At 25.6% G+C, this 25444-nt stretch carries 6 protein-coding genes; all 6 read right to left on the bottom strand.

From position 1 onward, the window contains the following. Positions 1-150: 150 nt before the first annotated feature. The 6 genes from ACW95P_RS04285 to ACW95P_RS04260 all read right to left on the bottom strand — a co-directional run bounded on the left by ACW95P_RS04285 (position 151) and on the right by ACW95P_RS04260 (position 25437). Complete coding sequence (locus ACW95P_RS04285; protein WP_457962016.1) at positions 151-3171, bottom strand: hypothetical protein; 3021 nt, start codon at positions 3169-3171, stop codon at positions 151-153. Positions 3172-3533: 362 nt separating this feature from the next. Continuing rightward, positions 3534-13718 carry a hypothetical protein gene (locus ACW95P_RS04280; protein WP_457962015.1) on the bottom strand — a complete coding sequence of 3395 codons (10185 nt, stop codon included), beginning with the start codon at positions 13716-13718 and terminating at the stop codon, positions 3534-3536. Positions 13719-14141: 423 nt separating this feature from the next. Next, positions 14142-17342, bottom strand: a complete 3201-nt coding sequence (locus tag ACW95P_RS04275; protein WP_457962014.1) for a hypothetical protein — start codon at positions 17340-17342, stop codon at positions 14142-14144. Between the two features lie 395 nt (positions 17343-17737). After that, positions 17738-20383: a V-type ATP synthase subunit I domain-containing protein gene (locus ACW95P_RS04270; RefSeq protein WP_457962013.1), complete on the bottom strand. Its 2646-nt coding sequence runs from the start codon at positions 20381-20383 to the stop codon at positions 17738-17740. Positions 20384-21083: 700 nt separating this feature from the next. Next, on the bottom strand, positions 21084-21917 hold the full coding sequence (locus ACW95P_RS04265) for a hypothetical protein (protein WP_457962012.1): 834 nt from the start codon (positions 21915-21917) through the stop codon (positions 21084-21086). Between the two features lie 613 nt (positions 21918-22530). Beyond that, positions 22531-25437 (bottom strand): hypothetical protein, encoded by a 2907-nt coding sequence (locus tag ACW95P_RS04260; protein ID WP_457962011.1) that lies wholly within the window; start codon positions 25435-25437, stop codon positions 22531-22533. Positions 25438-25444: the final 7 nt, after the last annotated feature.

The raw sequence follows: 25444 nt of genomic DNA, 5'->3' as shown, positions 1-25444 counted from the left end.
TAAATTCATTAAATTAAATAAATATTTTTCAGAAAATTTCAACAAAAATAATCTAAATTAAGGTTAAAAAAATAAATTTTACATAAAAAAATATCCTGCTAGTTCCTTATAACTTAGCAAGATATTAGTTTATAAATTCAAATAATTTGGCTATTTAATTTTGTGCTTAAATTTGGTAAATAATAAGCCAATAGAAATAGGAATTAAAGCAAATAATGATAGCAATCATCAAATTTTATTTGAATTTGTTTCATTAGTTGGTGTGGGATTGTAAAAATCTTGAAATTTTGATACATCAACTAAATCAACTTGTTTAAGTTGTTGCAATTCAGTAACCTTTTCATAATCAGCATTTGCTTCAGCTAAAGCAATATTAGCATTAATTTTTTCAAGCTTTAGTAATGCATTTTCAGCTTCTTGTTTAACTTCTGTTATTTTTTGTTCTCAGTCATTTTGATTACTACTAATTGCATTAATTAATTTTTGTAATGTTGCTTTAGAAACTTCAGATAATGACTTAAATTTTTCATCTGTAGTGAATATTTCTGCTGCTGCAGCTTTGGTTTTTAAAATTTGTGCTTCACCGTCAAGCGCTTTAATTGCAGCTTTTGTTGCTGCAATTGTTTGTTCAACTTTAGCCATATCAGTACCATATTTAAAAGTGTTTGTATTAAAGTTAAAGTCTAAATCTTTACGTGTATCAGATAAAACAGTATTTAAAGCTTTTGTTACAGCAGTATTTTGTTGATTTTTATTAGTTGAAGCCTTATAAATTGATGTTTGGTGTAATGAAATATAATCTTCACTAGCATTTTGGAATGTTGGGTATTTTTTGTTTAAGGCAACTGCTGTTTGAGTCACATTATTTGTGTGTTCAAGATTATTTACCTTAGTTTGATCAACATTAATAGCAGCTGCTTCTACTTTTAAAATAGACCTGAATTCTTGACTTAATTTTAAAAGAGTTTCAATTGTAGATTTGTTATTGCTGATAGTTGTATTAACTTCTACTAAGTCACTAACTCTTTGGGTTAAATCAGTTAGTGTAGTTTTTGGTAAGCTTAGCTTAGCTTTTTCTCTTTCATTTGCTGGGATGTGTTCTAAACCAGCAACTTTAGTTTCAGCATTAATTAAGTTTGTATTACCATTTAAATTTGTTAAAGCAGTATCTGCATTTGTTTTATGTTTTTCTAATTCCGCATCAGATGTATCTTCTAATAAATTTGTTGCTTTAAAAGTGGTTAAATTTGCTAAAGCATCATCAACTGCTTTAATTTCTGGATCATTAGCTAATTTATAATTAATTTCAGGTTTAATATTTTCTAAATTTGTAATAGTTTGAAAAATAGTGCTAAATCTTTTAAGGGCCTTTACACCTTTGGCATCTACTGCTTCAACTTCTGATATAAAATTGGCTACATTAATTTGTTTATTAAATTCTGTTTTTGTTGCTTCATTGAAAACAGAAAATTCAGCCCCTTCATTTGTTTTAGCTTTTGTTTTATTTTTTTCTGATTCTAAATTAGTATCACCATCTAATGTAGCTATCGCAGTATTAATTGTATTAATTGCTGATTCAATATCAGCAACTGTGGCATTTACTTTTACTTTACCTTGCAATTCATTTGTAACACTTGGTGTAGTTGAAGCATCTAAAACTGAAGTTAATGCCGAAGCAACCTCAGCATCCTGAGATAATTTTATCCCTTCTGTTGCATCAACATATTTTGCTTGTGACATTTGAGATTTATAGTTATCATAAGCAGCTTTTAATTCAACAAATTTACTATTTAATGCTTGTGCATTAGTTATTTCTGTGTCTGACTGTGTTTTCATTTGTGATGCTGTAAGATCAGTGACATCAATTGCATCTAATGTTTCAATAAATTTATCTTTTAATGCATTACTTAAATTAATTAAATTATTATTAATTAGTGTTTTTGCTGTTGATAAATTAGTGTTAATCTCAGTAAATCTTACAATAGCATCATCTAGCTCTTGTTTTGAAAGAAGTTTTTCTAATTTTAAATTTGCTTGATTTCTTTGTAATCCACTTAAACTAGATAAAAGATTAATTTGCCCTTTTGCAAAAGTTAAATTAAAAGTTCCATTTAGTTCTAAATTATTTGCTTCAGCTAATTTAGCAGTCGTAGCTTCGCTAGTTGTAGAATCAAATAAATTGGAAGTATTAGAAGTTAATAGTGCGTCTAGAACATTGGTGAATTTATTTTTTTTATCTTCGTCTGCTAAATTAAAGTTTTCAGCTGGATTAGTTTTTTGAGTTGTTAATTCTACTATTTTAGAATTAAGTTGGCTAACTAAAGTTTTAGTTTTTTCAACATTAGTTTTAATGGGTTCTAATCCTTCTTCGTTATCAATTTTTTCTAATTCTGTTTCTAATCAGTTTTTAGCTACTTGAGCTAATTGATTTAAAGGTGCATCATTTAAAGAATTTTTAATTTCTTGCTTTTTATTTTCTAAAACAACCTTATCACCATCTAGTGATTCTGCTGCTTCAGTAATTTTTTGAATTGCTGCAGTAATTTTTTCAGTTGTAGCTCCTACTTTTACTTTAAATGTATTAACACTATAATCAGCATTTAGACGACCACTATTAACTCTTTCAAGTGTGTTTGCATTTTCTCCAGTACGAGATGGATCACTAAATACTGATTCCAAGGCTTTAAAAACTTCTTCATCTTGCGCTGCTGCGTTAGATGCTTGAACATATTTTTGCGTAGTTAATAAATCTAAATATTTTTTAAGCTCTGGAGCAACTTTTTTGGACTCACGATCTAAACCTCGAGCTTTTGATTTCAATTGATTAGTTTTTACTTTGTATTGAGCTACTTGAATACTTGGGTTATCAGTTTTAATTTTTTCAAGCTGAGATTTTAAATCATTTTTTAATTCTTCAGATAAACTTTGTAAACCTTGAATAACACCCGTAGTTTCTGTTTTGATACTTTCAATAGTTTCTGCAGGTTTTGCCGTTGTTGTAGCAGCACTATAACTTGTAAATGTGACTGCTGTTGGATTTGCTACATTTGTTTTTGGAGCAATTGTGCTAAAAGCAAAAACTGCAACTGCTAATGGTGTTGCAGCTAATACTAATAATACGCTCCTCCTTATAAATTTAGAATTTTTGCTTTGACTTTTAAAACTTTTCATAATACCTTTTCTTAATTTAAATTACAATAATTACAATAAATATCATTAATTAAATTTTGATTAAATAATTGATATTTATTAATTTGCTTTTTAACTAGTGATACTTTTTGCAAATTTTACCCTGGATGTAACAATGAATATACTTGTCCTTTAAAGTTATAAGTAATAGTTATTTTATATTTTAATATATATAAGATATAAATATTGAAAAATTTATTTTTTTATAAAATTTATTTCAAAAATTGGTTTTTATAATTAGGAAATTATTAATTTACTTTATTTAAATAAAAAAAAATATCTTACTAAAATTTTTAAATAATTCTTTAAGATATTTTTTTAGATATTAATCGTTTGAAATAAAGTTATTTCTTCTTTTTGAATTTAAAAAAAATTAAGAATCAAATTGCCAATGGAATTAGAGCTAATAATGATGATAATAATCATCAAAGTTTGTTTGGCGAATTTCCTGATGTTTCATCACCATCTTTATATTTTTCACTAGGCAAAGTTACTAAACTCGTTTCTTTAGCTTCTTGTAATTTTACTACTTCATTAGTTAACCCAGCAATTTTAGCCTTAGCAATTGCTAAATCAATTTTCAAATAAAGATTTAGTGCATTATTAGCTTCTAATAAAACATTGCTCAGTTTGTTTTCTCAATCAGTTTCATTAGCTCCTATTTCATTCACCATTTCTTTTAATGTTTGTTTGGTTGCGTATGATAAAGTTTTATATTCACCAGCAGTTGCAATGGTGTCGAGCACATTTTGTTTTGCTCTAATAACCTCTTGATTACCATCTAGTTGTGCAATTGCATTTTCAATTGCTTTTAAAGCAATATTGATATCAACTACACTAACTCCATGCTTGAAAGTGCTGGTTTGAGTCACTTCTCCGGCACTTTGGACATGATTTGAAAGAATGCTATTAATTGTAGCTACAACTTTTTGATTTACTATAGCATTATTAGTTGCAGCTGTATAAGCTGGTGTTTGTTGTACTGATAAATAATTATCAAGATCTAATTTAAAGTCGATAAATTTATTATTTAAATCAACTGCATTATCTTTAACATTATTTGAGTTTTCAATATTTTTATCTTTTGATTTTGATAAATCAACATGAGAAGCATCTTCATTTAATTTATCTTTAGTAGCTTGATCTAAGTTTGGTAATTTACTAATAATGTCTTTATTTGCAGCAATGTTGCCATTAATTTTTTTTAAATCATCCACTTTTTGATCTAAATCAGTTAGTGATGTAGTTGGCAAATTATCACGTGCGCTATTTCTTGCTGCTTCAGGAATATCATTAAAACTGTCAACTTTCGCTTTTGCTTTATCTAGATTTTCATTTCCATCTAGATTATCAATCGCTTCTGCGGCTTTAGGCATTGTGGTATTTAAATTATGTTTAGCACTAGCATCTAATAAATCGCTATTTTTTAAATCTTTTAAATCTTGCAATACATCATTAACCTTAGTTTGTTTATCATCACTAGCTAACTTATAATCAACTGTTGATTTAGCATTTTCAAGTTTTTTAATTGTGTCTTCAATACCTTTTGAAATATTTAGAGCATCTTTTGCTCTTTGATTTGTGTCATTAACATTGCTTGCAAATTTAGCATCATTAACATTTTTTCTGATTGTTTCTTTTGTGGCATCACTTAAACTATTGAATTCATTACCAGGTTCTAATTTAGTTAATACTTCTTCTTTTAATTTAGCTAAATTTTCATTACCATTTAATGAATCTAGGGCTTTTTCAATAGCTGTTTTGGCTTCTTGAATTTTAGCGGCATCAATATTAGCTTTAATTTTTCCTTCTAAATTATTATTTGCACTTGGTATTGTTGTAGCATCTAAAATTGAATCCAAAGCATTTTTAACTGTTTGATCAGCTGTGGTTTTTGTACTTTCTGTTGCATCAACATAATCAGCAGTTGCCATTTTTGCTTTATAAGCATCATATGCGGTTTTTAAATCATTATATGCTGCATTAGTTTCTTTGGCTGTGGTTTTAACTTCAGCAATTTTAGCTTCAATAGCTGCTTGATCCGCATTTAAATTTTCAATCTTTTGCGCTTTTGCTATGAATGCCTCTTTAGCTACTTGAGATAAATGTTCAAGTGGCGAAGTTGTATAAGTTTTTAAAGCATTTTTTAAGTCTTCTAATTTAGTATTAATTGAAGTTCATTTTAAAACTTCATTATTTAATAATGTTTGATCTGAAAATTTATCAATATTATCTAGCGAAGCTTCAATTATATCTCGAGTTGTAGTTTTATTTAAATTAGATAAAGCTTGAATATCATCTTTAGCTTTTTGTAAGTTTTCATTTCCTTTTAAAGCTGTTTTGGTTGTTTCGGCTACTGTAATTAAATCATTAGTAGTTTTTTCAACTTCTGTTTGGTTATCGTATAAATTAGATTTAACTTGTTGTTCAAGTTTAGTTAAAGCTGTATCAAAAGCTGTTTTTTGTTCAAGTGAAGCTAATTTATAGTCTTTATCTTTTTGATATTCTTTTAATACATTAATTTTATCTTGCAATTTAGTTTGAAGATCTAAAGCTTTAGTAGCTTTTTCATCAATTACAACTACTTCAACTTTTGTATCTGTGTCTACATTATTTAAATCATTTAAAATTGCTTTTTTAGTTGCATCATTTAAATCTTTATAGTCTCCAGTGGTTGTATTTTCAACTTTTTGTTTTAATTTTTCTTTGTCTTCATCAACATGACTTGATCCATTTAAAGAAGAGCGAGCAGTTTCAATTTTAGTGATTGCTGCTTCTACTTTAGCAAGTGTTGTTCTAGATTTAAATTTTTCTATATTTAATTCTTGTAAATCTGTTTCAATATTTGCATAAGTTTTATCTTTTAAAACTGATTCTAGTGCATCTTTAACTTTGTTATTTTGTAATGTTTGATTTTCAGAAGTATCTTCAGTGTAGTCTGGAGTTGTCATGGCATTTTTATATGCTGCAACTTTAGTTTTTAATTCAACAAATTTATCATTTGTTGTTTTAGCATTATTAACAACAGTTTCAATTTCTGATTTTAATGTAGCTTCATCTTTAGTTAATAAGCCTTCAAGTTTTTTAATGTTAGCTTTTACTTCATCTTGCAATTCTTTAGAAAAATGTGTTAAGTTATTAATTTCTGAAATTTTTTCTCCAATAAAATTATTAACATTAGTAAATTTATCCACCACTTCATTTAACTTTAATTCGCTATTAATTTTTGCTAAATCACCTAATTCTGTCAAAATTGTATTTTGTTCAACTTTATTAATATTTGACAATGCTTTAATTTTAGTTTCAGCTGTAGTTAAGTTTTCATTTCCATTTAAAGCAGCAACCGCATCATTAGCTGGTTTTAAAATCGCTTCAATATCGCTAGAAGTTTTGCCATATAAATCATCATTTGTTAATTTATTTTCTAAATCAAAAATTGCACTATTAATTGCTGCTTGTTTAGCTGGAGAAGCAAGTAAATAATATTTATTATTTGCATCATTTTTAATTGCTTCTAATTCAGCAATTTTGTCAGAGATTGCTTTGTAATCTTTTGCCGCTTGCTCAGCTTTAGCTTTAACAGCTTCAAGTTCTCTAAATGAAGTAACTTTATTTGCTTCTTCAGTAATTTTAGCTTTAGTTGTTGAATTTAATAAATTTAATTCAGCATCAGAATTTAATTTATTAGTTAATTCTTTAATTTTATCATCGCCATTTAATTCATTTAGTGCTGTAGTAATTTGGTTAATTGCAACTTGAATTGCATCAGGATCATTAGTAGTTAATTTATTATCATCAATAGCAAATGCATTAATTAATTTAGTATCATCTGTAATTTTGTCAATAACCGTTTTAAGTGCACTAACTACTTTGCTATCTATTGCTACTACATTTTCCGTTACATCATGTTTTGTTTTTCCAATTTCACTAGTATATTTAGCAAGTTCTTCTTTTAGTTTAGTTAACTTTTCTTCAAGTGAAGTATTTAACTCTCTAGCTTGATTTACAATAGTATCAATTGCAGTGTGAGCTTGATCAGTTGTTAAATCAGTAATATTAATTTTACCTAAATCTTCAATTGCTTTATCTTGAGTGGTTTTTGTTAAATGCGGTAAATCTTTAATATCATCATTAGCTTTTTTCAATTTATCATTAATTTCACTTAATAAATTCTCAGCTGCTTCTAGTTTTTCTTTACTATCAATTTTATTAAAGTCTTTTAATTTATTTTCAGCTTGTGTTTTTTGTTCATCACTTAAATTAGATAAAGTTTTTGCATTATTAAGAGCTTTGTCTAAATTATCATTGCCATTTAATTTAGCATTTGCAGTGGTATCTGTTATATCATTTACTACAACTAAAGCAGCATCTTTTTTAGCTTTATCAAATAAATCTTTTTTTAATTGATCTTTTAAATTTTGAATTAATTGATCAAAATCTTTTTTATTAGATTCGTTTGCTAATTTGTAATTTTTATCATTTTGTTTTGTTTCTAATTCAGCAATTTTGTCATTGATTGTTTTAATTGTATTTTTAGCATCAACTATTTTTGTTTCCAATTCATTTAGTTTATTTAAATCTATTTTGGTATCGCTAACACCACTAATTTCATTTTTAATTTTATTTTTAACACTGTCTGGCAATGAATTGAATTCAGTATTATCGTTTAAGAAATCTTGTAATTCTTTTTTCTTTTCACTAATTTTTGAGCTAATAATAGTCTCGCCATTTAAATCAGCTTTAGCTTTATTAATTTCATTTATAACATCAGAAGTTTTGGCAATTAATTCATCTAATAAATTTTCAACCTCTTTAGAAGCATCGGTTGTTTTAAATCCAACTTTTAAAGTATTAATATTTTCAGCATTTGTCAATGTTGTAGGAGCTGATACCTCAGGTTTAACAATTTCACTTAATGCAGTATAAACGACATTATTTTGCTGATTTTTATTAGTTGATTCATCATATTTATCGGTTCCAACTGTTGCAACATAATCACTAAATGCTTTTACAACTCCATTAGTTGTATTTTTAAATTTGTCATTTAATGTTGTGGCTTTGTTTTTGATATTATCTAATAATGTTTTAAAATCATCCTTAGTTTGAGTAGCATCAACTTTGTTAAAATTATTTAATTTATCTTTAATTTTTTGAATTAAAGATGGTGATAAATTTGTCAAATTATTTACTTCTTTAATAGCTTCATTTAACAATGCAGTTTTATCTGCTTCTAATGTAACTTCATTAATTTTATTTTGTGTAGTTTCAGCTGTAAGATCACTAATATTTATCGCTTCTAACTTATCATTTAATGCGCTTTGTTCAGTTGATATTAATTTATCATTTGTACTAATAACAGTTTTTGCCAAACCAAATTTAGTATCAATGCTAGTAAATAATTTTTCTTTATTATTTAAATCTTCTTTAGAAGAAACTGCTTCTAATTTATTTTTGGCTTGAATTTTTTGATCACTACCTAAATTATCTAAACCATCTATTACTTTTCGAGCAACATCTAAATTATCATGACCATTTAGCGCTAATCCATCTGCTGTTTTTAAAACTGCTTCAGCAGTACTTACTTTTGCAGAATCAAATAAATTTTCTTTTAATTGATTTTTTAAATCATTTATAGCTTTGTCATATTGAACTTTTTTATCATCATCAGCTAAATTATAATTTAATGGATGATCTGTTTTTGCTTTTTCTAGTGCAGTAATTTTATTATTTAATTTTTTAATAATTTCATTAGCTGCATAAATTTTAGGTTCAATTTCATTAGTTAATTTTTCTAAGCCTGCTTTGGAATTACCAACACTATCAATTTTTGTTTTTATTGCATTTTTAACTTCATTAGATAAACTACCAAATTTTGTTTCATCATTTAATAAATCATTTAATGTTTTTTGTTTTTCAGCAATTTTAGCAACTAAAACATTTTCACCATTTAAATTATTTTTAGCTTCTTCAATTTTTTCAGCAATTTTAGTTACCTTAGTGATTAAATTATCTAATAAAGCAGGAATTGCTGTAATATCGGATCCAGCATCAATTTTTAATCCACTAATTGAAGTGGTTTTTGTTAAAGTTGTTGGTTTTGTCAATACTGGCTTAGCAATTTCATTTAAAGCTGCATAAACTATATCGTTTTGTTCGGTTTGATTAGTTGCTTCATCATATTTAACGGTACCAATTGTACTTAAATAATCATTAAATTTAACTTCAATTTCATTTGTATATTTATTATTTAATGTTTTAGCTTTCGACTTGATTTCATCAATTTTATCTTTAAAGACATTTTCAAATTCACTAGAATCTGTTTTACTAAAACTATTTAATTGATTTTTAATCTTATCAATTAAATCTCCAGATAAATGTAATAAGGCTTCAATTTCTTGCGCAGCTTTATTAACTCATGCTATTTTTTTGGCTTCTAGCTTAATATTCTCAATTATAGTTTTTGCTTCAGCATCTGTTAGATTGGTGATATTAATTTGATCTAATTTTTCTATAAAAGTTTTTTTCTCATTTTCAGTTAAATTAGCTATAGCATTAATGGCTGACTTAGTCGTTCCAAGCTCGGTATTGATATTAGTAAATGTTGCCATAACACTATCAAGTGCTGATTTTGAATTAACTTTTGTCAAATCTTTAATTTTAGTTTCAGATTCAGTTTTTTGGGTAATACTTAAATGATTTAAATCATTTTTAATTTTGCTCACAGCATTTGATAAGTTTGTATTTCCATTTAATTGGGCTTTAGCTATTTCTACTGCAGTTTTTGCGGAATCAAATACAGAAGATGCAGTATCTAAAATATTAGTTGGGCTATTAACAAGATCTTCTAATGCTTTTAGTTTTTGGTCAAATGTTGCTTTTTTATCATTATCAGCTAGTTTATAATTAGCATTACTTTGATAACTTTTTAAAGTTTCTGCTGCATTTTTCGCATTATTAAAAGCCGTTGCTAAACTAAGAATTTTTGTATTTAAGGCTTTAACAGAATCAACATCAGCTGCACTATTAATTGCTGAATTAATTGCAGTAATAGTTTGTGCATTTAATTTATTAATTGGCTCTGTCATTAATTTTGATCTTAAATCATTTTTAGCTTTATTTAATAATCCATCTAGATTACCAAATGCTACATCTAGATTAGAATCTAAGCTATTTAAGTCTGAAACTGATTTTTCAGAGATATCTTCATTATTAACTTTGACTTTTAATGCATTTAAAGCCGCATCAAAATTAGCTTTTTTAACTGTTGAGGCTAAATTGTAGTTTTCATTAGTTTTAGCTGCATCACCTACAGTAATTTTAGCTTTTAACCGATCCATTTCATTTGCTAATTTTGTAGCCTTATTTTTAATTGCTTCTAGTTCTGATGAGCTATTGGAATTATTGATTTTGTTTTTGAAAGCTGCAATTGTTGCACTATTTAATTTATTAAATGGAACTGCATTTAATTCATTTTTTAGAGATTCTTTTTTAGTATTTAATTCTTCCAATCCTTTTAAAGACTTTTTTGATTCATTAATTTTTTTAATAACTGCTTTTACATCATCGATTGTAATGCCATTTTTAAACATTACACTATTATTAGTTTGAAGTTCATAAGCGGGAGAAATAGTTTTGCTCAGCGATATAGATATAACGGTATTTAGCTCATCAATAACTTTATTTCATTCACTTTCTCTATTTGTTGCTTCTGTGCCTTCTGGAGCTTTATAGTATTTATCTCTAAAACTAATTAAGGCAGCATTTACATTACTAAATTCATTTTGTAATTCAACAGCTTTATCAGTAATAGGCTTGATTTGATTTTTTTCAAAATCAGCCAATGTTTCAGTTTTATTATCAACATTCAAAGCTAATAGCTTGTTAGTAAAATCAGATTTTAATGCAGGACTCAATTTATTTAAGCTATTTATATTTGCTTTAGCAGCATTTACCTTGGCAACCTTATCACCATTAAGCTCAGCAATAGAATTTCTAATTATTGATATAGCAGCTTCAATAGACCCTACATTAGTAGCTTTCAATTTTTTACTATCAAGATTTGTAGTATTGCTAATTGTTGTAAATTCATCTCCATTAATTACTGATTTTAAAGCATTTTTAACATTAATATCCATTGAATCTTTATTTGTACTTAAATTATGTTTTTGATTTCCAATTAAATCAGTGTATTTTTTTAATTCAATTTTTAAATCTGTAAATTTATTATTAGTAGCTTTAAGATTATTTACTAATGCTTGCATTGCTGTTTTGCTTTCGATTTTTTCAGCTTTGTCATTTTTTTCAATTTGATCTTTAATAGCTTGTTTTACTGAATCAGCAATATTTATTAAATTGTCTATATTTGTGAAAGCTTGATTTTTATTTATTGTTCCATTTAAATTATTTTTTGCTGTTTCTAATTCGCTAAACGCATTGGCAAAACCATCATTTTCTCAAATGTTTATTCCACTAGCATTTTTAGCGTTATCCAATTTATTTTTTAATGCATCAAATTTTTGGTTGAAAGCAATTTTTAAACTATCATCTGCTAATCGATAATTTAGTTTGCTTGCTAATGTTGTTTTATAATTTTTTAAATCAGATAGTTCACTATTTGCAGCATTAAAATTAGTAGCAAGTTTATCTAACTTTATTGATATTTCATCTAATTTATTTTTAGTAATTGCTTCATCAATTGCTTTTATAATTGCATTTTTAGTTGTTGTATTTAGGTGAATCAAAGGAGCAATATTTAGTTTATTTTTTAATTCAGTTTTTTGGGCACCTAGTTCACTACCGTTAAGGTCAGATTTAGCTTGTCTAATTTTAGATGCGGCCGCAGATATTTCAGCTTCTGTTTTGCCAGTTTTAATTAGGTTATTACCAATAGAAAAATTTTTTTCTAATGGCGAGGGTTGTGTTACTGAATTTTGCAAAATTTCATTTAAGGTATCAAAAACAATTTTATTTTGTTCAGCTTGGTTAGTGGCTGTGTCATATTTTCCAGTACCAATTGCACTTAAGTAATCGTTTAGAGCAGAAACAACTTCGCCATTAAGAGCTTTTATAGCACTATCAATTCCATTAATTGTTTCTTGAATTTTTCTTTCATTAATTCTTTCTTTAATTTTTAAGTAAGTAATATGATATTTTTTAGTTAAATAAGGACGACCTTTAGAATCTACTGGTTTTCAAAGTGTATCCGATGTTGCTCCATCGCCACGCCCTGGGTCTGATAGAATTTCTTCAATTAATTTAAGAACTTTATCATCTTCATTTAATTTATTAGAAGCTTGATCATGTTTTGGAGTACCTATTACAGCAGTATATTTATTAAATGCTTCTTCTAATTGCGGGAAAGTGTTATTTAATTTTTCCAAAGCATCTGTTCGAGCTTTCAAAAATTCACGAAATTGTTCTTCATTTCTAGCTTGACCTATAGTAGCACGACCTTCTAATAAAGTCAACACATTGTCTTTAACTTGTTTAGATAATTTGTCATAACCTGAAATTACTCTAGTTTTTGCTTCTTCTAATATTTTATATTTTCATTCACGGTTATCAATTCCGGCTAATGCATTCCATTTATTTTTAATATCTTGTTTAAAATTATTAATAAAACTATCTTGTGTATAAACAAAATCTTTTTTAGCTTCGGCAATTGCATTATCAAAAGCTCTTCTTGTTTCCGGGGTAGCATTTGTATATTTAAAAAGAACTTTATTAGCTTCATAAATTTTAATAACATCTTTTAAAGATGCCATTTTTTCATCCAACTGATACATTTTTTTAAAATTATCTTTTGTTTTTTTAAACTCTTGTAAGACTTCTTTTCACTGATTTACATAATTTTCATTTACATGACCTTCATTATTAAAGGGTTGAATTTTTTTATCTATTATAAATTGTTTAAATAGCTGTATATTGTTAAAATATGCCGCCTTTTGCTGAGGGTTTAAATTATTTGTTTCTTTTTTGGTTTTTCTAAATATTTCATTAAGTTCTTCTGCAAAACCATTTAATCCACCTCAAGATCCACTAAGTTTTATTATTGCTTGTGTAATATTATTTTCATCAATCGGGGAAACATCAGTTCCGAAATCATCTTCTAGTAAAATATTAGAAACTCTTGATAAATCAACCGCAAATGGTGAATTAACACTATAGTTAGTATTCTTTAAAAAATGGGGTGAAAAATCCGTTTTACCATTAACGGCACTGTCAATAAGCTTGTGCATCATGCGCATTAAACCCATTTTGTCATTCATTACATGAATTCATTGAGCTTGATTAAAATTATAATTTAATTTATTTAATTCATCAATTTGTCGAGAAGTAAAATTAACAAGGCGATTTTTTTTAATTCAATCTCTTATTGATTCTCCATCTATTTTTTTAAGTCATGTATAGTGCTTATCTGCTGAAACGATCGCACCAATTGCACCTAATAAAGGTGTCATAGATAAAACTAATAAAGTTGATTTTGTAAATTGTGAAAATTTTTTATTTTTATTACTTATTTTTTTCATAAAGCCTCATTTTAAATATAAATTTTTTAAATTTTGTAGTAATTATTTTTTGCTTTTCTATGTTAGAATTTTCTTAAAACTAAATAAATTTTTTATAATTGCACTTATTTATGACTAAATTAGAATAGTTTAATATTCTTTAGTGTCCACTAATAAATTTACTATTAATATTCAAAAATTTTTACTTATTTTTAATACTTCTTATTGTTATTTTGTTATTCAAAAACAAAAATAGTAAAAAATGAAATAATAGTTAAAGGTAATTTTAATATATATATATATATATAAAGCACAAAAAATAATTCCTAAAAAATAAACAATTTTTTCTTTAAATTTTTCTGTAAAAATAAAAAAATATAAAAAATATCTTTCAAGTCAATAAAGCTTCGAAAGATATTTTTTAATTAAATATAATTAAATTAATTACTTATTTTTTTGTTTGAATTTCACAAAAAATGTTGCTATTCCGATTGGGATTAAAGCAATTAATGCTAATAAGCCTCACATTTTATTCGGTGATGATTCAATATTTGGTGTTGAAGGTAAAAGATCACTAAACTTTGTTAAATCAACTAAATTAACTTCTTTTAATTGTTTTAATTCAGCAACTTTATCACGTTCACCTTTTGCTTCAGCTAAAGCGATATTAGAATTAATTGTTTGCACTTTAACTAATACGGTTTCAGCTTCTTCTTTAATTTGTTCTATTTTTTCTTTTCAATCATTACGATTACTACTAATAGATTTTACTAATGATTGCAATGTTGTTTTTGTTGCTACCGGTAAAACTTCATATTTAGTATTACTATCAAACTCTTCAGCGGCGGTTGTTTTGATTTTTTGAATTTGAATTTCACCATTAAGGGCATTCATTGCTGATTCTGTAGTTGCGATTGTTTGTTCAACCTTAGCCATATCTGTACCATATTTAAAAGTGTTTGTTTCAAAGTTAAAATTTAAGTCTTTACGTGCATCAGATAATACATTATTTAATGCTGCTGTAACAGTTTTATCTTGTTGTTCTTGATTAGTTGAAGCTGCATAAACTGCTGTTTGATGCACTGAGATGTAATTTTCACTTGCCTTTTGGAAATCTGGGTACTTTTTATTTAGTGCTACAGCAGTTTGAGTTACTGTATTAGTATGTTTAATATTATTATCTTTAGTTTGGGTGACGTCAATAGCTGCGGTTTCTACTTTTAATTTAGTTCTAAAATCATTGCTTAATTTTAAAAGAGTGTCTATTGTAGCCTTATCTGTTCCAATTGCTGTATTAACTTCTTCTAAATCAGTTGTTCTTTGAACTAATTCAGCTAACGAAGTTTTTGGCAAACTAGTAACAGCCTTAGTTCTTTCGGTTTCTGGAATGTGTTGTAAACCTTTAACTTTACTCTCAGCATTAGTTAAATTAGTATTTCCATTTAAATTAGCTAATGCAGTATCAGCTTGATTTTTATATTGTTCAAATTCTACATTAGAAGCCTCTTCTAATATATTAGTATCCTTAAAAGTATTTAAATTTACTAATATATCATTCACAGCTTTCATAAGTAAAGGATCAGCTAAAATGTAATTAAGATCACTTTTAATATCTTGTAATTTTTTAATAGTTTCAAAAATACCTTTAAATCTTTCTAATGTTTTTTCTGCCTTGGCTTCTACCTCATTAACTTCAGCTATAAACTGTGCATCATTAATTTGCTTATGAAATTCCGCTTTTGTTGCTGTGCTAAATGAAGAAAATTTTTCACCGTCATTAGTTTTTACTTTTAAAGCTGCTTTTGCAGCTTCTAAATTTGCTGCACCATCTAGTGCTGCTAAAGCTGCGTTAATGTCAGCAATTGCAGCATCAATATTTGCAATGGTAATATCAACTTTAATTTTACCTTGTAAATCATTTGTTGATCCAGGTTTTGTGGAAGCATCTAAAACTTTATCTAAAGCTGAAGTAACTGCAGCATCTTGCGATGTTTTTACAGTTTCTGTTGCATCAACATAATTTGCTTTAATCATTTCAGCTTTATAGGTTTCATAAGCCGTATTCAAATCATTAAATTTAGTATTCAATTGAATTGCTTCAGATTTTATTTCAGCATTTTTTTCCTTCATTTGGTTAAGTGTCAAATTGGTGATATCAATTAAACCAAATTTCTCAATAAATTTATCTTTTGCTAAGCTGCTTAAATGTTTTAAATCATTAATTTCTTTTTTAGTTAATTTAACATTTGCGTTCATGTCTATGAACATTAATCCTTCATTTTCAAGCGCTAACTTTGATGTTATTTTAGTTACATTTCTTAAAGCTGCTTTTGCTTTAGTTTTTTGATCACCACTTAAATGATCTAAATTCTCTATTTGACTTTCATAAAAAGTTAAATTATCATTCCCGTTTAATTTTAATTCATTTACTGCTGCCAGTTTAGCTTCTGCTGCCTCTACTATTGTTGTATCAAATAAATTATTTTTTTGATACTCTTTAAGTTCACTAATAGCATTATCAAATGCCGATTTTAAACTATCATCAGATAAATTATAATTTAACACTTCAGTAGTTTTTCTATTTAAAAGCTCATCAATTTTAGCTTTTATTTGCTGAGCTAATTTTTCAGCGGTTTCTACTTTGTATTTAAGAGTTTCTAAATCTGATGGATTAGCTGCTTCCGTTATTTCATTTTCAATATTTTTTCTTTTTGCTTCCGCAACAAAACTTAATGGTTCTATTTGTAATTTTGCTTTTAATGCATCCTTAGCTTCTTTAAATTTTTCTCTTCCGTTTAATGAATTAGTCGCATCACCAATTGCATTAATTACAACATTTACTTGATTAGAATCATTAGCTTTTATTTTTTTAGCATCAATAGTTGTTGAGGCTGTTAAATAGGTTATTGATGAATCTAAAACTTTATTAAGTGCTTCTTTAACTTTATTATCATTTTCAGTTCTGTTTGTTGCATAAATATAATCAATTGAATTCATTAAAGTAGTATATATGCCAAGTTTTTCTTTCAAAGGTGTAAATTTGCTATTAACACCTTGATATCTTTGAACAATACTTTTTAACTTTTCATTTGTATTTGTTTCAGAAGTATTGTTAATTTCTGTTTCAGCCGCTGTTTGTGTTGCTTCAGATAAATTTGGTAGTTCTTTTATTGTTTTAATTGCATTAGCTTTGTTAGCATTACCATTTAATCCTGTTTTAGTTGCTTCTGCTGCTGAAACAAAACTTGTATATTCTGAACTTGAAGTTGATCAATTAAATCCAGTCTCATTTGCTTTTGTAGTTAACTCTGTAATTTTGTTATCAAAAGCTTGTTTTTTATCATCATCAGCCAATAAATAATTTACATCGCTTTTATAATTAGTAAAAACTGTTGCTTTATCTTTTAAAGCTTGCTTAGCTGCTGCAATTTCTTCAGCAGTGGGGCTTGGTGCTGGAGTTACGGGCGCAGCAGGTGCTACAGTTTCATCACTATAATTAGTGATTATAGTTTCTAATTGCTTTGAGTTAGCCTGCTGAGTTTTGCTAACTGTTACAAAAGCAATAGCTCCAGCCACTAATGGTGTAGCAGTTAAAACTACTAAAGCTGATTTTTTTATAACATTTTTATTCTTAGAACTTTTCATAATACCTTTTCTTAATTAAAATTTAAGTAATAATATTTTCAAAATATTTTCACTTAAATTTGAAATACTTTAATAGATGCGTAAATGAATTGTCATTTACTTATTTCTAACTTCTTTTAGTTATTTGTGCTATTACTAACATTATTTCTTGAAATTTTTTCTAAATAAATAATAAGTTTTAACCAGGGTGTTGCAATTAAATTCATTCTCCTAAAAATATTAAGTAATAACCATGTTTAATTTTAATATAGTAATAAAATAAATTAAATATAAACAAAATAATTGTAAAAATAATTTAATTTTTACAGCTAATTTAAAGCAAATCATTAAAAAATAACAAAAAAATATCAGTTAGATTGAGTATTGTCAATTAAACTGATACATTATATGAGTTTTTATGATTTATTTTTCTTTCGAAATTTTATAAATAACAATGCCCCAATAACCGGAATTAATCCCAATAATGATAAGAATCATCAAGTTTTGTTAGCATTTGCTTGTGAAGCTGCAATATTTTCAAAAGCTAAAGCAACTAAATCAACTTGTTTTAATTGTTGTAATTCTAAAACTTTGCTTGTATTGCCGTTAGTTTGAGCTAATGTAATTTGGGAATTAATTGTTTGTAATTGATTTACCGCATTATCACTTATGTCTAAAAGCTGTTGTAATTTTTCTTTTCAATCCGAATGGTTAGGATTAATTTCATTAATTAATTTTGCTAGAGTTGCTTGTGAAGCTGCTGGTAATTGTTGATATTTAGGATTTGTTGTAAATTCTTCAAGTAATTTAGCTTTAGTCTCTTCAATTATTTTTGCTCCATTTAAATTTTTGATCGCTTGTGAAATTACAGTAATAGCTTTTTCAACTTTTGCCATATCTGTACCATATTTAAATGTATTTGTAATAAAGTTAAATGCCAAATCTTGCCGCATATCAGAAAGAACAGTGTTTAATGCTGTGATTACAATTTTATCTTGCTCTTTTTGATTTGTTGAAGCTGCATAAACTGATGTTTGATGTAATGAAATGTAATTTTCACTTGTATTATGAAAATCTGAATATTTTGCATTTAGCAATATCGCTTTTGTAGCCACCGTGTTTGAATCACTAATATTTTTAGCCTTGGTTTCTTCAACATCAATTGCAGCTACTGCTAATTTTAAATGACTTCTGAATTCATCACTTAATTTTGCTAATTCAGCTACTGCTAATTTGTTTTTCAAAATAACATTATTAACTTCTTCCAAATCAGCCACACGCATTAATAAATCTGATAATGAAGTTGTTGGCAAACTATTTTGTGCTTTTGCATTTTGATCTGCCGGAATGTGATTAAAGCTAGCAACCTTAGATTTAGCTGCATTTAAATTGGTATTACCATTTAAACTATCCAAATCTCTTTGAGCTTGATTTTTAAAATGATTTGAATCTCTTGATGCACTATTTAACAACAAATTAGTATTTCTTAACACTGCTAAATCCTTTAGTGTTTTATTAATTTGGTTAATTTGATAATCATTTGCTAAAGTATAACTAATTGTAGTTTTAATTTCATTCAACTTTTTAGTAGTAGCATCAATCTCACCAAGAATTGTCAATGCTCTATTAGCTTTGATTTCAACTATTTCAGCAGCATCTAAAAAATTAGCTGCAGCTATTTCACTATTAATAGCAGCTTTAGTCGGCTCACTTAGTGATGAAAATTCACCTGATGCAGTAGTTTTAGCACGCATTGCTGCTTTATATTTACTTAGATTAGTATTACCATCTAATGCAGAAAAGGCGGCATTAATTTTTGCAATTGCAGCATCGATCATTTCTACAGTGATATTAGGTTTAAATTTATCAACTAAATCTTGTTTAGGACTAGGTAAAACAGCATCTTCTAAAATTGAATCTAAAGCATCCAATACATTTTTATCTTGAGCTGTTTTAACAGCAGGAGTTGCATCAATATAATTTGCTTTTGACATTTCGTTTTTATAAGCATAATAGGCAACTTCTAAATTAGTATATTTAGTGTTAATCTTTTTAGCTCGATCTAGTATTTCATTAATTTTTGTTTGTAATTGCGCCACTGTAATTTCACTAATATCAATTCCGCTAATTTCATCAGTGAAAACATTTTGGGCATTTAAACTTAGATTTCTCAAAAGATATAAACGAACAGTTGATTTTTCTAACTGTGAATCAATATCCTTAAATCTTTGAACATTAGTTTCAAGTATCTCTTTAGAAGTCATTTTGGACTCATTATTTAACAATAATAGTGCTTGTGATCTTTGAGATACACTTAAATAGTCTAAATTGTAAATTTGATTAATAGCAAAAGATAAATTAAAATTACCATTTAATGATAAATCTATTGTAGCCGCTAATGCATCTGCTATTAATTGAAGTTTATTATTTTGAAATAAATCTTGAGTTAAAAAAGCTTTTAAATCGGTAACTGTTTGATCAAATTTAACTTTTCTTGCTTCATCAGATAAATTAAATTTACTTACATTTGTTTTCTTTTCATTTTCAAGCTCAGTAATTTTAACTTTAAGCTGAGTAACTAGTTTTGTTGCTTCTTGAATTTTAGTTTCAATTGAATTTAAAGCATCTAGTGAGCTAGCACCATCAATTTCTTGTGTTATCGCTTTAACACTTTCAGCTAATTCACTTAATGGTTCAACTTTAATTGAATTTTTTAATTTTGCTTTTGCTTCATTTAAGCTATTTGCCGTTGTTTTAATAGCATTAACTTTTATTTCAAAATCAGACTTAGTTTCGCTAGCATCATTAGTGTTAAGAACATCAAGTTGTGACTTAAAACTATTTTTTAATGTTATTGACAAATTTGAAAATGTATTTTCAATATGTTTTTTTGCTTCACTAACTAATACTTGTTTTTCATTAGGTGTTGTAGTTGTTGAAGCGCTATTATCTGCTGCTGCTAATGATAAAAATGATAGTGTTAGTGGAATAACTGATACCACTAGTCCTGATGTTTTCACTAAAAACTTATTTGTAACTTTTTTCTTATTAAAATTTTCCATAATTTCTTTTCTAAATACTGAATATATTATGTTTAGTTAAACCTAAACTACTAATTTTTAGTACTATTGATATTTTTCTATTACAAAATTAATTTTGAATATTTTTGAAATAATTGCTAAATAATGTGTTTGTAAAAAATAGTAAATTTCTTACTAATATTTTGTAATAGGTTTATTAATTTTATTACAAAAAAAGCTATAAAAATAATAATTTTAAATTTAAATCTTTTTTTTGATTGTTTTTTGAAAAAAAGTGTAAAAAAGTTATTTTTTTACTTAGAAATATTGAAAAAAGTATTTAATTATTGAAATAAAAAGCATAAACTTAGCTTTAAAAATTAAAAAAATGTTAAATAGTTTTTGGGATAAAAAGTCATTTTTTATTGAAATATAAGGTTTAACTTTTTGGGGTCTGTGCATTTAATTTAAGTCATATTTTTTTAATTATTCAATTTCAATATATTTAGATTCAATAATTTAATTTTCTGACTGGAAATTATGCTTGCTAAAAATTTTTTATATTTTCTATATCTATTAAACCTATTTATAATGTTTTTTTAACATTTTTTGCACTATTAGTTTTTGAAATTATTACAAAATATGTTAAATGTTCGAAAAACATAAATAAACAAAAATTTTAACTATAAAATTGATAAAAATGACTCCTATTAAATTTATGAGTCATTCAAATACTTCAAATTTATAAGTCTGGATTTTCAGGTTTATTGCGAGATTTAAATTTGTAAGATGAAAAATACATTTTATTATTAATTTCAAAAATTTTTGATTCAATAATTTTATCTTCTGATTTAAAAATTATTCCAGCTGGAATTGTTTTTCTATATTCTTCATATGCCTTTGCTGTTTCGATGAAATTCATGTGAAATTTTCTTACATTATTAATTTTTGGCACAATTACAAAATATGTTAATGGACTAGAAAATGCTGTTTTTACTGTTGTGATTGGGTGTCCTTTTTCCATTTCAAATAAAACAAAAGTAGAATTAACAATATTAAAATAAATGTCATTATTTTTAATATCAATAGAATCTAGTCATCTTTTTCCCGAAATGGTTGGAATGGTTCTAAATAAATAAATTAAATCAAATTTTTTAAAAAATTCTGCATTAAATTCTTTTTTATAAAAATTTAAAAATTTATCTAAAAATTTTGTATTTTCTTCATAAGTATTATTTCATTCGTTTCATACTAAAACATTTTCTCTTAATTTATTATCAAATTCATTAAATTCAGAAACATTACTTACTAAGCCATAAAGTGATTTAAAATAATTATAATTAAATCTAACTTCTAATATGCTAGGTTTTTTATCAATTTTTTCATTTATTTCAAAATCATTTTCTATAGGTTCATTTATTTCGATTTTTTTATCAACTAATTCTTTTTCTTTTACATTGATTTTATTTAAATTATCCTTTTTTTTTATAAAGACTAATACTGGTATTAAAACTATTGGAATTACAAGTACAGAAAATATAGAAAAAATAATTAAAAATTTCTTTTTATTTTTCATAAATTTAAAACCCCTTTTAATATGAAGAATTTATTTAAAAAAACCTCTTTTTTATTAATTATAAAATAAAAAATAATTCAATTTGAAAAAATTGTATTTATTAAAATTTATTTTAGATAAACTAAATTACAAATAATTTAAAATAAATTTTAAAAAAGTTAAATATTTTACAAACATTGTTAAGTTCGTGTTAATTTAATAAGTTAAAAAGCAAATTTAAAAACATAATATTTTTGTTTTCGCTTTTTTCTTGTGAAAAATTAAATTGATGATATTTTTGCTATTAGAATTTCTTTTTATTTTTTCTTTAAATTGTAGTTTTGTTTCTTATTAAGATTTTGGCTATTTGATAATTGAAGTAAACATTTTTTTATTTTTTTTCTCAATAAGATTGTAAAAAATGCAACGACATCATTAATCGTTGCATTTTATATTTCAAATCAAAATGGCTTTTAGGATAAAAAGTAATTTTTTACTATTTTTTATTTTCTTAAGAAATTTTTGAAATTAATTTTTGCGTAAAAATATTTTTCAAAATTAGTAAAACTAAAAAAAATACCTTTGTAATTATCTTGAAAATAATTTAAAAAGTATTTTTTGTTTTAAATTTGTTTTAATTTCTCATTAATGCTGAATTAGTATAGTGTTCAAGTTCATTTAATTTTTGTTTTCAATCATGCTGGTTGCTGTTAACTTTTTTAATTTCCATTTCTAAATAATTTTTAGTTGTAATTGATAAATTACTATTATTTTTAAATTTTTCAATTAACTTATTTTTTGCTGCTTCAATATGAAATTCACCATCTAAATTTTTGATTGCTGTTTTTACTATTTGCATAACATTGTTTACTTTTGATATATCTATTCCATATTTAAAAGTGTTTGCTGAAAAATTAATATAAAAATCATTTACAAAATTATTAAGTACAATATTGACTGCATCAAGCGCAATTTTATCTTGTTCTTTTTGATTGGTTGATGCTCCATAAACTGCTGTTTCACGCATTGAAATATAATTTTCAACAGCATTTTGGAAATCCTTATATTTTGCATTTAATTCAATAGCATTTTTTAATGCAAAATCAAAATCTTTATTTGCACTTTCATCATCAGTTTTAGTAATATCGATATTATTTAAACTTTGTTTTAATTCATTTTTAAGTTCATCACTTAATTTTGGTAATTGATCAATAATATCTTTTTGTTTAGAAAGTGCTATATTTTGTTTTCTTAAATGATCAAGGTATTGATTTAAATCTGCTAATGAAGTAGTTGGAATATTTGTTTTTGCAATTGTTTTTTGATTTTCAGAAAAATTTTCAAAACTATCAATTGTAGTTTTAACGTTTTCGAAATTTTGATTTCCGTCTAAATTTGCCAAGCTTTGGTTTGTTTGATTTTCATACTCAGTTAATTTAGTATTTAATGAAGTATCAAATAAATTTGCCTCTTTAAAATTATTCAAGTCATTTAAAACGTTGTTTACTGCATTGATTTTAGAATCATTAGATAATTTATAATTAATATCGTTTTTTTCATTATCTATTTTTTGAATAATTTTAAAAATTTCATTAAATTTTTCTAAAACCTTTCCTGCTTCATTGTCAACTATATTAACTTTTGCAATCGAATCAGCTTTATCAACTTTATTATTAAATACTATTTTAGTAGAATTACTAAATATTGCAAATTCGCCTTCTTTATTAACCTTATTTTTTAATATGTTTTTCGCTTTTGCAAGATTTTCGTTTCCATCAAGCTGAGTTAGTGCATTCTTGATTAATTGAATTGCTGTATCAACATCATTTGCTGTAATATTTGCTTTAAATTTACCTTGTAAATTTGTTGTAAGACTTGGTATTATTGAACTATTTAAAACTGATGATAATGCTGAAGCAACTGCTGCATCTTGGGTTGTTTTTACAGTTTCAGTTGCATCAAGATAATTCGCTTTTGCCATTTCATCTTTATATTTATCATAAGCAGATTTTAAATCAAGATATTTATCATTCAGTGCTTTTGCTTTATTAACCTCTTTATCAGCTTTTGTTTTAAATTCTTCTAGTGTCAAATAAGTAATATTGATGTGACCCAATTCCGCACTAAATTGATTTTGAGCTTCTTCACTTAAATTATTTAAATTACTAATTTCATTTTTAATTTTTTGAGCTTTTTGATCCATTGCTACAAAATTTTGAACAGCATTTTCTAAACTTGATTTAGAATTGATTTTTTTAGTATCTTCTAATGCATTTATAGCTTGAATTTTATTAGCTTCACTCAAATTAGTTAAACCATTAATTTGTTTTTTAGAATTATCAAAATTAGTATCACCATTTAGTTCGAATTTATTTGCTTCTGCTAGTTTTGTTGAAGCTAAATTAATATTTTCGTTGTTAAATAAGTCACTACTTCTTATATTTGTTAAATCATTAATTAAATTTGTTAATTGATTTTTAATTGTTTCATCAGATAAATCAAAATTTCTACCTTCTGATTTTTTAGTTGATAAATTGTTAATTTTATTAGAAAGTTCATTTCCTTTTGCTTCAGCTTGATTAATTTTTGTTTCAATATCATTAAAATCTTTATGACTTTCAATTTCATTGATTTTTTCAGTAATTTTATTAATTGCGGATTTTTCAATAAATACTAGTGGTTGAGTTTTTAATTTATCAAGTAGTTTTTGTTTTTTAGTTTTAAAAATTTCTTCTCCATTTAATGACTCTTTTGCCTCAGTAATTTTTTTAAGAGCTTTATTAAATTCATTGACATTAGAAATTTTTATTTTCATGCTATCGATATCTAAAATTTTATTAGTTGCATCTTTGACTTCATCATCAATTTGTGTTTTATTAGAGGCTCAAAGATATTTTTTTGATGACATTGTATCTAAATATTCTTTTAATTTATTTTTTACCTCTACAAGTCTACCATTTAATCTTTGTAGTCCTGATACATAATTTTCTAACTTTTCTTTTGAATTAATTTCTTTAAGATTATTAACCAAATCCTTAGCTGATTGAGAAATATTATTTAAATTTTTAATTTTTTCTAAAGCCTTCGCTTTATTCGCATTCCCATTTCATGTATTTTTAATATTTTTTAACTGCATAAGAAATTTTTCAAAATCTTCATCTTTAGCAGTTGCAAAAAAATCTTTATCATGTGCTTTAGCTTCAATTTGGCTAATTGTTGAATTAAAAGATGATTTTATATTTGCGTCTGAAAATACAAAATCTGCATCTTCACTAACTTCCTTTTTAAGTGAGTTTATTACTCCAATTAATGTTTTTCTAGTTAATTCTATTTCTTCTTCAGATTTAGGCCCAAGTTTTTCAGATACTGAATTATATTTTTCAAATACTAATGAATACTTTTCATTTTTATTTTCATTAGAATATTTAAACATTGCAGCAAAAGAAATAGATGCGACAGCAAGTGGTGTTGCAGTTAGAATAAACAATGATGATTTTTTCAATCATTTTTTTATTATTTTTTTATTGGTTATTTTTTTCATATTAATT

The sequence above is a fragment of the Mycoplasma pogonae genome (assembly GCF_054170725.1).
This window is presented reverse-complemented; position numbering and strand designations above follow the sequence as displayed.